This is a genomic window from Clostridia bacterium (genome assembly GCA_014360065.1).
GTDB lineage: Bacteria > Bacillota > DSM-521 > Neomoorellales > JACIYF01 > JACIYF01.
In genome coordinates this window covers 1-11073 of record JACIYF010000083.1, presented here as the reverse complement: position 1 = coordinate 11073, position 11073 = coordinate 1, and the positions used below count along the sequence as shown (strand labels likewise).

Below are 11073 nucleotides of genomic sequence, written 5' to 3'. Positions count from 1 at the left end.
TTGCCGTCCTTATCCAAGAGGAACCCGGTGGCATCGGCTTGCATGGCCTCGAGGTCGAAAGCGGGCATATCACGGACTGCAGCCACTACCAGGCCGGTGCCTAGACCAACTACCACTAGGAATAGTATAATGGCTGCCAGAAGAATGGCTCGCCGGACATTTAGCTTTTTCTTTTTAGATTTTGGAGGCACGGTTACCCTCCCCCTTTTTTGTGCCTTTAGATCGGTTAGAGTGATTATATCATAGCGCTTAGTGGCCGGGAACGTCCCTGCCCTGAAGTATGCGGCACCAAAATGATAGAATAACCGCCAAAATTTAGGAGTTTGACCTGAGGAGGTACGACTATTTGGCATTGGCACCTGATTTTAAAACCCAGCTGGCGGTCCTAAAGCGGGGCGTGGCTGAGATCGTTCCTGAGGAAGACTTTGAGAGGAAGCTCAAGCGTTCAATCCAGCAGAGGAAGCCGCTCAAGGTCAAGTTGGGCATGGACCCTACCGCTCCCGATATTCACCTTGGGCACACGGTTGCTTTACGGAAGTTGCGGCAATTTCAAGACTTGGGCCACCAGGTGATCTTAATTATTGGTGACTTTACCGGCCGCATCGGCGACCCTTCGGGCCGCTCGGAGACGCGTCCGCAACTATCCGAAGAACAGATCGCCGAGAACGCTTCCACTTACCGGCAGCAAGTCTTCAAAATCCTCGACCCCCAAAGGACTACCATCGTCTATAACAGCCAGTGGCTGGCCAAGCTTAACTTTGCCGATGTTCTTAGGCTGGCTTCCAAGTATACGGTGGCCCGGATGCTGGAGCGTGATGACTTCTCTAAACGGTTCCAAGACGGGCTACCTATTGGGCTTCACGAATTCTTTTATCCCTTGATGCAAGGATACGACTCAGTGGCTTTGAATTGTGACATTGAAATGGGAGGAACCGACCAGAAGTTCAACCTCTTGGTAGGGCGCGAGCTGCAGCGCGAGTACGGTCAAGAGCCCCAGGTGGCCATGATGATGCCGATTTTGGAGGGCACCGACGGGGTCCACAAGATGTCCAAGAGCCTCGGAAACTATATCGGCATTAATGAGCCGCCCGCGGAAATCTATGGTAAGACCATGTCCATTCCCGATGAACTCATTGTCCGATATTTTGAGTTGGTTACTTCGGTGCCGCCTGGAGAAATCGTGGCTTTGGAAGAGGGATTGGCGCGAGGGCTGGTGAACCCTCGAGATGCCAAAATGCGGTTGGCAAGGGAGCTGGTCAAGGATTTCCATGGGGCGGAAGCGGCCCAGGCGGCCGAGGACGAATTCGTTCGTATTTTTCGCCATAAGGAACTACCTAGCTCGCTGCCGGAAGCGGTGATCGATCCTAAGGAGCTCAGGGAGGGAAAGATATGGCTCCCGCGGCTGTTGCTCCTGGCCGGGCTGGTAACGAGCACTAGTGAGGGCAAGCGGCTCGTAAGCCAAGGCGGAGTTAAAGTCGATGGCGTCCCGGTGCGGGACCCAGAGCTGGAAGTGGAAGTAGCAGATGGCATGGTCCTGCAGGCCGGCAAAAGGAGGTTTGCCCAAATAAAGCTTCGCTCCTGAGCATATATTGGTAGCTGAAGGGCTAGGCCGACTGGTGGGGGTGGGGAAAGTGCGCCGGTACCGTGGCTTCAGGCCCCGAAAGGTAGCCTTTCGAAGGCCGGGCATGGCGTTGTTGATTGGTTTGATCCTGGTTGGCGGGCTGGCAGCTTTCCTCAGCTTGGAGTTAAGCTTGCGCGGCACCTTTGCCGAGCTGGCCAAGGCCCAAGCTTCTTGGGCGCTAAATGAAGCTATCCACCGGGCGGTCTTGGAACAAGTGGCTGCCGATGTGTCCTACAGCGATTTGGTCAAGGTGGAAAAAAACGACCAGGGAGTGATGCTGCTTCAGGCCAATACTGCTCGGGTGATGCAGGTTACCTCGGAGGCCACCTTAAAGATCCAAAAGGCCCTTTCCGAGATCAAGGAGCGAAAGCTGGGCATTCCCTTGGGGCAAATCCTGGGGAGCGACCTCTTGGCGGCCTACGGCCCCAAGATAACTTTCACCGTGATCCCTATCGGCACGGTAAGAACGGGCCTGACCGATTCCTTTACCAGCGCGGGCATCAACCAAACTCGCCATCGCATCTTTCTACAAGTGGATGCTTGGGCGGAAATTCTGGTGCCACTTTTAAAGACTGAAGTAGAAATTCAAACTACTGTTCCCTTGGCCGATGCGGTAATCGTGGGCCCGGTGCCAGATATGGTATTTGGCCCCTGGCCAGGGGCAGGAGCGCCGGGGGTGCCCTCCGGCTCATCGTCGCCAGCACCACCCACATCACCGGCACCATCCGCATCACCGGCGCCATCCACCCCTTCTGATCCCAATGCTTCCAGCCTTCCCCCGTCGACGGCCCCGGCACCTCCGGTTCAGGAACAGCCTGCCAAGTGACTAAATGGAGCCTAGAGCGTTGGCCACAACCCGAGAATCATCTCCTAGGTAAACATTGGTAACCTCCCCCAAGGGGTTGTTACCGCCGTCTACCTAATCATTTGTCTTGACAAGAGCAATACAAAAGTATATCTTATGAGCGGGTGCTGTATATGAAAATCACGGGTTTCCAGTGGGATAGCGCTAACACAGGCCATATAGCCAAACACAACGTAAGTCCAGAAGAAGCCGAAGAGGTCCTTTGCAACAGGCATCTTGTCAGGAAATCCCGAGCTGGAACATACCACGCCCTGGGCCAGACGGATGAAGGCAGGTACCTGGCTGTCATCTTCGCAATTAAGCCTGGGGGGATCGCCCGTGTCGTCACTGCCAGGGATATGGACGACAAAGAGAGGCGCACATACCGCCGTGAGAGGAGGGGTTAGCAGTGGCAAAAAAAATCCCTGAGTTCAAAACCGAGCGGGAGGAAGCCAATTACTGGGACACGCACAGCCTGGCCGATCACTGGGATGCGCTTGAGCCGGTTGATGTCGAGCTTGACTCCGGGCTTGAGGCGAAAGTCAGGGCCCGTGCCCTGAAAAGGGTCACCCTGCGCCTGCGCCCAACCCAGATTCAAGCTGTCAAAGAGATCGCCAGGAAGAAAGACATTCCTTACCAGACGCTCATCCGGTCCTGGGTGGCTGAAGCTATCGAGAGGGAGCGCCGGCAGGATAGGAGCCCAACCTAGCCCCTGGGCTCCAAAGAAATGTGAAGCTCGGCATCCAGGGCCTCGGCTACCCTGGCCGGAAGCCCCCAGGCTGGGATTGTAGCTTCCGCTTTCGAGGCGGGCTATGGCCGACTGCTTGGTGCCGACTTGCTTAGCGAGGGCGGAACCCATACCAGCAAGACCACTCCGAGGATGACGCTGCCAGCCTTACGGACAAAAGCGCTATCCCGCTCCCACATGTGGATGAGGATTCCCTTGGTCCTCCAAAAGGCATACGTCATCCTCCAGGAGTTTGGTCGCAAGCCACCTGGGTGAATAAGGAACCATGGGAGCGAATATCCTGTTGCTAGCGGTTGTTACAGCGGCACGATTACGGGAATGTTGGCCAGCCTTTCCACGGCTACGGGGACACCGTAGACGCTGGCGATGTTTTCTGGCGTTATGATTTCCATCCCCCCACAGGCAAAAATAGTCCTGTTCTTAAGAAGCAAAAATTTATCTGCAAACCGCAAGGCCAGATTAAGGTCGTGCATGACCACCACTGCCGCCAGGTTCTGTTCCCTGACCGCTCTTTTCACCGTTTGCAAAACCTCAAGCTGGTTTCTCAAATCCAGGTTGCTGGTAGGTTCGTCCAGCAAGAGAACCCGCGGTTCCTGGGCCAAGGCCCGGGCAACAATCACCTTTTGCAGTTCTCCTCCACTCAATTCGTCCAGGTAGCGCAAAGAAAACTCCTCCAGGCCCAAGATCGCCAGAACCTTCCGGACGACTTCCAGGTCCCTGGCGGTAGTACCCCACTTGATATGGGGTTTTCTGCCTAAGAGCACGGCATCAAAAACTGTAAACCGGGTGCTTTCGTATCTTTGGGCCACGTATCCCAGGTGGCGGGCTACTTCCCGCCGGCTGAGGGAAAAGAGGTCACTTTTTTCAAGGAGAATGGTCCCCCGCTGCGGCTTTAAAACCCGGTTCAGACACTTTAAAAGGGTGGACTTTCCGGCCCCGTTGTTACCAAGGATGGCAAAAAATTCCCCTCTCTCAACCTCAAATTTGATATTCCGCAACACGGGCCGGCTGCTGTAACTGAATTCCACGCCGTCTACAGCCAGAATCATTTCTTGCCATACCCCCTGGACAGAAGATAGAGAAACAAAGGAGCGCCCATAAAGGAAGTGATCGCCCCCACCGGCAAAACCACCGGGGAGATGATGGTCCTGGCCAGAGTATCAGAAGCAAGGAGCAAAAGCCCTCCCGCAACACTGGCAGCCGGGAGCAAAAAACGGTGGTCGCCGCCGAGCACCCTGCGCATCAGCTGCGGGCCGACCAAGCCGATAAACCCAATGATGCCCAGAAAAGAAACGGCCACCGCCGTGACGAGCGAGGCCAGGAACATCGTCGTCAACCTGAGCCTCTCGACGTCAACCCCGAGCCCCTTGGCCGTCTCCTCGCCGCCGTCCAGAGCGTTGTAATTCCATCGGTTGGCCAGAAAATAGAGGAGGGAGGCGCCGGTTACCGCAGCCATGATTTCTAGCTCCCGCCAGGAAGCCCGGCCGACGTCGCCGAAGGTCCAGAAAACAATTGAAGCCACCTGAACGTCGCTAGCAAAAAACTGTAGGATTATGGTGGCGGCGGAAAAGAGGGAGCCCAGGGCCACCCCCGCCAGCACCATGGCTTCGGGAGTGACCCCCCGGACCTGGGCAAGGAAGAGCACTATCAGAGTTGTTGCCATTGCCCCGGCAAAGGCGAAAACGGTCACCAGGTAGGGGTTGTTGATGATGACGGCGTCGGTGCTGGTGCTGTGGGTGCTTCCCGCCCCCAGGGCCAGGATGGCCACGGCCGCGCCAAAGGCTGCACCCTGGGAAACGCCCAAAGTGAAAGGCGACGCCAGGGGGTTGCGCAGGATGTTCTGCATCACGCAACCGGCGACGGAGAGGCCCACCCCGGCCGTGATGGCCGCCAGCACCCGGGGTAACCGGATGTTCCACACAATGATGCTTAGCCGTTCTTCTCCTTTGCCCAGCAACGTCAGCAGCACCTGGGTTGGCGAAAGATCCGCCGCCCCAGCGTTAATGGCGTAAATGCCCAAAGCTACGGTGAGAAGGGCTAGCAAGCTAATAGTGAGGACTTTTCTTTGAGTATATTTTAAGTAACTATGGGGGCAGTTTTCCGCTGCCAGCTGTCGCATCTTTCCCTGCTCCTCATCAGTTAGGAGTTAGCCAGCTCGATCTTTCTAAATCCGCCGAAATCCTTGGCCATTTGTTGATACAGAGGTTTGCCCAAAAGGAACTGGTAAATCTCATCGGCTTTTTGGGTTGGGTCAATATCTTTAAATTGTTCGGGAAAAATCACTTTGCCAGCATAGTAGGTATCGGCAATGGCGGTATCGATGTTGGTGGTATAGTAATTGTAGGGAATCTGGCCGTACACCCGCCCTTCCCTGACCGCCCGCAAGGATTGGTAAAACTGCGGGTTTTTCTTATAGTCCTCCCGAACCAGAGCCAGGCCCCCTTGGTCGAGGAAGATGATGTCAGGGTCCCAGCTTAAAAGTTTCTCCTTGTCGATCATGACGCTTCCGGTTCTGCCCGTCTCGTCCACCACGTTGCGGGCATTGATCGCTACAAAGGGCGGGTATTTGGCCTGGGTGCTTTCGATGCCGTGCACGCCCTTCATGCCCAAAGCGCCCACGTAAACCTTGGGTTTCTTATCCTCAGGAATGTCCTTCGTTCTCTCCTGCAAGTCCTGCTGGCATTTTTGCAGATAAGCAACTACTTCCCGGGCCCTTTCTTCATTGCCGATGATTTTGCCAATCAACAGCAGAGACTTGTAGACATCCTCATCAAAGGTGGCCAGCCGGCCGTAGCTAAGTACCACCACTGGGATGTTCGTCTTAGCCTGCAACTCATCGGCCTGCGCCTTGTCCGCGAGGTAGGCGACGAAAATCACATCGGGTTTCACGCTGACAAGCTTCTCGGCGTCAGGTGTGGAATCTGGTCCTCCCTGGCCAATGGTAGGCAAATCCTTTAGCTCAGGGTGGGCCAGAATGTATGGCCGGCCGGTAGGCTGCTTTTTTTCCAGCTCTTCTACTCCCACCACCTTGGCCGCGCCGTTGACGTAGCAAACCAGCCGCAGGGCACCGGGGCCAATGGCCACTACCTTATTTGCCGGAACGGGTACCTCCACCTGCCGGCCGGCCAGGTCGGTGACAACGGTTTTTTGCGGCGCTCCCGCACTCTGACCGGACGGTTTAGAGCCGCACCCGCTTAACATAATTAACATAAAGAGAACAAGCAGCGAAGCAATAAGCAGGATACCTGCTTTCAACGTTTTTGTCCGCATTCCTTTCTCCTCCCGTTTTTTGAAATGTACTCATGTAAAAATCTCGCCGGCACCTGACTGTTCCTCCGGGGTGTCTCCTCCCCGGAAGCACCGCCTCATATCCCGACGGGCAGTACAACTCCTACCCGTTTTCGCCAGTAAAAGCAGGGGCTTCATCCTTTTTACTCAGGAACATTTCTGCGTAACCGGCATACCTGCCCGCAAAAACCGGCCGGGTAAACCACATCCCGCGGTCGCCTAGCATTACGGATAGCGGTTTGGCCCGCTCGTAGTCCATTTCTCCAGCTTCATTGAAGAAGCGGTCATCTGCCTCCAGGTGTACTACCTTACCAATGACCAGAGAATAGTTTTTCCTGCTAATCTCTTCCACCAGCGTACATTCCACCCACGCCAGGCAACCTTCAATCCCGGGCGCTCTAACTTTTTGAGAAGGGCGAGGTTTTAAACCAGACTCTTTAAACTCGTCCACTTCGGGCGGGTAATTTTTGGAACAAATCATTACTGCCTCAATCAGATCGGCAGGCGGCACATTAACCACAAATTCCCCTGTTTCCCGGATATTATTTAAAGTATCCCGCTTAATCCAGGAAGCCAGAATTATGTCATCAAAGGGCCTTAAAATCGGGGTTATATTGGACCAGGGAGCAATATTACGCACCCCATCTTTTCCCACTGTAGAAATCAGCACTACCGGCAGCGGCATCACCTGTTCCCTCTTGCGCGGCTCTAAAATCATTATTTCTCACCTCCTCGCCTTTTCTGTTCCAGTCTTAGTGACATTAAATTTCTTGACATTACGCTGACAGGATGGCTAGTTTCCCTCCAGCATCCCTCCAATCCCGCTCACCAGCCTGTCCACCTCTTCCCGCATGGCGCCTCCTTCCAGGGGACCCCCCAGCAGACTTGCCTGGGCTATAGCCGGGGAATAAGGTAAAACGCCCTTGATCTCGATGCCCTTCGCAGCCAGCATTTCTTTTAAAACAGGCTCTGTTTTCTCATCCACCTTATTCAGTGCCACTCCGAAGTCCTTTTTCGCTTCCCGGGCCAGTCTTGCAGCCTTCTCGGCCAGGACAACTGCATCGTGGGAAGGATCCACCACCATCAGCACGGCATCCACGCCTTCCAGGACTCCCCGTCCGAAGTGCTCCACCCCCGCCTCGGTGTCAACCAGGACCCATTCGCCGTCCTCCACAGCCAGATGGTTTAAAAAGGCCCGCGCCACCGCCCCCATCGGGCAGGCACATCCCTCCATGCTGTGCTCGATCTTTCCCACCTGCATAAAGGCTATAGATCCGTCCCAGCGCACGCATTCCGAAGGCAAGCCATCCAGAGTCAGTCTTTCTGTAAACAGCTCTACCCTCTCGCTTCCTTCACCTTTGAGCATGGCCATCAACTTCTCCCTTACCGCCGGCTTACCCCCCAGGTAGTCTATCAGGGTCTTCCTGGGCGGTTCGACTCCCAGCATTGCACCCAGCCCGAGGTTGGACTCGTCCGCATCCACCACGAGGACTTTTCCCTTTTCTCCCAGCCGCCGCGCTAGCAGGACCACCAATGTGCTCTTCCCGCTGCCACCCCGACCGACGACAAGCATTTTAGGCACCATAACCAACCTCCTCAGGCCTATTTTTTGAACCAGCCGATGCGTGCCCCGGGAACACTATCCAAATCAGAAGAATAAGGCTTTACGTCTATAAGTGGGCTCCCGTCCACCGCGTCCACTCCGCGCACCACCAGGCGGTTTTCCTCCACCCTTAGCAGCTCCGCCACGCAGAGCGCAATGGGGTTAGGTCGGGAAGGCGAACGGCAGGCAAAAACGCCGCGTATTTCCGGGCCGAAGGGCGTTTTCGTCTGCAGCGTGTCTCGGCTCGCCAGGTGGCACCAGTAAAGAACGATCAAATGGGTTGCTTGTTCCACATCTTTTAGACCTTCCATAAACTGGGGGTAAATCTCCAGCTTCACCATTTCGTGGGAAAAGCGCCCCTGGTGCGGCGCGTCTTCAGGTATCCTGTAAGGGATTCGGACCTCTCCGATAGGTATCAGCTTCAAAAAACCACCCCCCTCGCCTTGGCTGACCTTTGCCCGTCGAAAACTCCTCACCCCAAACGGCCGGCCGGCAAGAGCCCTTCCCCACCCCCTTAGAACGGGTCCATTTGTCCGACCCATCTTCCTGCCTCCGGCAAGCGAGGTTAAGGGGGTGGACTGCGAAGCCAGTTCTCTTATAAAACCAAAATGGCCACAGAGGCTCTGCCCGGCTTCGGCCGGCCATGAGGCCTCCGTGGCCACCAACTACCAACAAAAAGCACCACGTCGCTGCCCGTCCTGCCTCCCGACAGGCCACGCACCTTCATGGTGCTGGGTTCCGACAAGAATATTTAGGTTGTCCAACTAGCCTGTTTTAGACTTAAGGGTTATGCATCTAAAATGCGGGACTAAGGTACGACTCACCGGCGGGTGGCTCCAGCCATCCGACTTATCCAGTTCCTAGACTTATTTCTCGCTAGTGCTATTTCGCCTTTCTGCGGACGATTCCTGCTCTCGGCCCAAAAAAGTGGTATTGGCCCCCACCTAGAGAAGGTATAAACGAGCATTAGGCCTTCAGAATCGAAGTGCGATGCCAACACTTCCCAATGTAAACCTTTCCCCTAGTAAGCGAGCCATTTCTACGCAGGCTGTAAACCCCGTACAATGAAGCGGGATCACCTTCTCTACCCCAAGCTCAATTAAGGCTTGAATGGTAAGCTGAATCCGGCTCATGCTAGCTTTCTCGAGGTGCATGCCGCCAATTACGGCATGTACTGCTTCCGTTGCGGTCAGCTTTTGCATGTGTTTTATAATGTTGATCACACCTACGTGGCTGCAGCCCAAGATGACAACGAGACCCTTAGAGGTTCTGATGCTCATGGACTGGTCATCCAGAAGCAAATCCGTCACCAGCTCTTGGCCCCGTTGTACCAGGAATTCACGGGGTACGTCCTCAAAGTCAGTGGTACCTGCTACTTCCCCTGAGAGAAGCGTATTCTCACACAGCCAGGTAGGCTTCCTTCCGAGATGGAACCTAACTCCTGAGGCGAGCAGCTTCTCCTTCGTCAGCGGGCATCCGGCTTCCCTGAGCTCATTCTCGTCAGTCTTGACGTACTTTCTCTCAAACGCTTCAGGATGGGCATACAGGTCTGGGTCTCTTTTTTTCTTCAGGAAGGAAGCCAGGCCACCCGTGTGGTCGTAGTGGCCATGGCTTAACACAACCGCATCCACATCTTTGAGATCCAGTCCAAGCTCCCTTGAGTTATGGATGAGGACCTCTCCGGATTGTCCCGTATCAAAAAGTATTTTTCGCCCTTTGGTCTCAACGAGCAGGGAAAGCCCGTGCTCTCCCCACAGCCCTCTCTTCCTCACCAAGTTGTCAACCAGGACGGTGACCCTCACCTCAGCAGCCTTTGCAGCCACTTCCATCAGCTCCTCACAGTTGCTTGTCTCTTCTTCCGAAGGCGGGAGGTCTATTCCAAGCTGGACGAGTTTTCCTCCAAATGGCCATCGACCTTTCTACTTCCTGAGCATGGTTACGAGCTTTACTCCGCGCCCGTGCAACTGTCGGAAAACCACTCCCTGAGAGACAAAGCGCAGAACGGCCTCTGGATGGACTACGATGGTTCCCGAAACAAGGTTCACACCATGATCGAACCAGACCTGCGAAAGCGGAGTCGTCGGGCCCAGTACCATGACTATGCTATCCTTCGAGCAAAGCTCCAGTAACCTGTCCATAGTGCCGTTGATTAAGGCAGTGCCGGTAATCGCTACGATGTCGGCCTGCGGTATCACCCGCTCTGCCTCGCCTTCAGGGAGGTCTCCACTTTGGGGCCGTCGTTCGATGACCCAAAGCTCTCCGGCCACCTCACGCAGCTTGGGCACAAACGGGAAATGCCCAACGATAGCCACCCGTTTCCCGGCCCCCTTCTCGAAAAGAACCCTGGCAGCATTGATCTCGGTCAGCTTCGCAGGATCGACGTCCAGTATCGAGTTCAGGGCTGCGACGCCGATGGTAACCTCGAGCATACTTGACGACTGGCAATACGCACAGAGTTCACGGGCGCTTTTCTCAGTGAGAAGCCCTGCGTCTTTGATGGGGAAATCCCGATCGCGCTCGTGGACAAACGTGGTAGACGCAAGCCCGCAACCCTTGCTCCAAACGGCGGTCCAAAAGGGTCCGACACGGACATCTCTGACCGCTGCGTCCCCTTCAACGCTAGAGATGATCTCGTCAAGGATCCTGGTGCTCACGAACTCGCTCCTCTCTGCGTCAGTTGGTGCCTGCTTCGTGCATGGGCGCCGGTCCAACTGCCCTCTACAAGGGCGGCAGGGCTAGCGTACCTAAATGGCGCTCACAAGATTACCTAGGCTCCTAGCTCAGAACGTAACGCTTCCACCCGGTCGGTCCTCTCCCATGGCAAGTTCAATTCAGGGCGACCAAAATGGCCATAGCAGGCCACTTGCCTATAAATGGGGCGCCGCAAGCCAAGGTCGCGAATTATCGCTGCTGGCCTAAGATCCCAGATTGCCTTTACGGCCTTGAGCAACTCCTCTTCGCCTACTTTT

Annotated in this window: 14 protein-coding genes; 4 read left to right on the top strand and 10 right to left on the bottom strand. The window is 55.3% G+C overall.

The window, feature by feature from the left end:
- The coding region (locus tag H5U02_11095; protein MBC7342967.1) for a hypothetical protein at positions 1–191 on the bottom strand (191 nt) is incomplete at its 3' end.
- Between the two features lie 161 nt (positions 192–352).
- On the opposite strand from H5U02_11095, the gene H5U02_11090 reads away from it, so the two are divergent.
- The 4 genes from H5U02_11090 (at position 353) to H5U02_11075 (ending at position 3174) form a co-directional block, all read left to right on the top strand.
- Positions 353–1582: a tyrosine--tRNA ligase gene (locus H5U02_11090; GenBank protein ID MBC7342966.1), complete on the top strand. Its 1230-nt coding sequence runs from the start codon at positions 353–355 to the stop codon at positions 1580–1582.
- Positions 1583–1631: 49 nt separating this feature from the next.
- Positions 1632–2447: a sporulation protein YunB gene (yunB, locus tag H5U02_11085; protein MBC7342965.1), complete on the top strand. Its 816-nt coding sequence runs from the start codon at positions 1632–1634 to the stop codon at positions 2445–2447.
- A gap of 152 nt (positions 2448–2599) precedes the next feature.
- Positions 2600–2872: a BrnT family toxin gene (locus tag H5U02_11080; GenBank protein MBC7342964.1), complete on the top strand. Its 273-nt coding sequence runs from the start codon at positions 2600–2602 to the stop codon at positions 2870–2872.
- Between the two features lie 2 nt (positions 2873–2874).
- On the top strand, positions 2875–3174 hold the full coding sequence (locus H5U02_11075; protein MBC7342963.1) for a hypothetical protein: 300 nt from the start codon (positions 2875–2877) through the stop codon (positions 3172–3174).
- A gap of 335 nt (positions 3175–3509) precedes the next feature.
- Here H5U02_11075 and H5U02_11070 read toward each other — a convergent pair whose 3' ends face one another.
- From H5U02_11070 to H5U02_11030, 9 genes are all read right to left on the bottom strand, one after another.
- The gene (locus H5U02_11070) at positions 3510–4262 is read right to left on the bottom strand and encodes an ABC transporter ATP-binding protein (GenBank protein MBC7342962.1); all 753 of its coding nucleotides are present in this window, start codon (positions 4260–4262) and stop codon (positions 3510–3512) included.
- Entirely contained in the window at positions 4259–5332 is a 1074-nt protein-coding gene (locus H5U02_11065; GenBank protein MBC7342961.1) for an iron ABC transporter permease, read from the bottom strand. Before H5U02_11065 ends, H5U02_11070 begins: the two co-directional genes overlap by 4 nt.
- Positions 5333–5352: 20 nt before the next feature.
- Positions 5353–6483, bottom strand: coding sequence for an iron ABC transporter substrate-binding protein (locus tag H5U02_11060; GenBank protein MBC7342960.1), 1131 nt, complete (start codon positions 6481–6483; stop codon positions 5353–5355).
- A 121-nt stretch (positions 6484–6604) separates the two neighbouring features.
- A complete protein-coding gene (locus H5U02_11055) occupies positions 6605–7219 on the bottom strand; it encodes a flavin reductase family protein (GenBank protein ID MBC7342959.1) in 615 nt (204 codons plus the stop codon).
- A 75-nt stretch (positions 7220–7294) separates the two neighbouring features.
- Entirely contained in the window at positions 7295–8083 is a 789-nt protein-coding gene (locus H5U02_11050; protein ID MBC7342958.1) for a nitrogenase reductase, read from the bottom strand.
- 20 nt (positions 8084–8103) lie between these two features.
- Positions 8104–8529 carry a tRNA (N6-threonylcarbamoyladenosine(37)-N6)-methyltransferase TrmO gene (gene tsaA / locus H5U02_11045; GenBank protein MBC7342957.1) on the bottom strand — a complete coding sequence of 142 codons (426 nt, stop codon included), beginning with the start codon at positions 8527–8529 and terminating at the stop codon, positions 8104–8106.
- 549 nt (positions 8530–9078) lie between these two features.
- Complete coding sequence (locus H5U02_11040) at positions 9079–9927, bottom strand: MBL fold metallo-hydrolase (protein ID MBC7342956.1); 849 nt, start codon at positions 9925–9927, stop codon at positions 9079–9081.
- Between the two features lie 96 nt (positions 9928–10023).
- Complete coding sequence (locus H5U02_11035) at positions 10024–10758, bottom strand: DUF364 domain-containing protein (GenBank protein ID MBC7342955.1); 735 nt, start codon at positions 10756–10758, stop codon at positions 10024–10026.
- Positions 10759–10871: 113 nt separating this feature from the next.
- Positions 10872–11073: methionine adenosyltransferase domain-containing protein (locus tag H5U02_11030; GenBank protein MBC7342954.1), on the bottom strand; the 202-nt coding region annotated here is incomplete at its 5' end.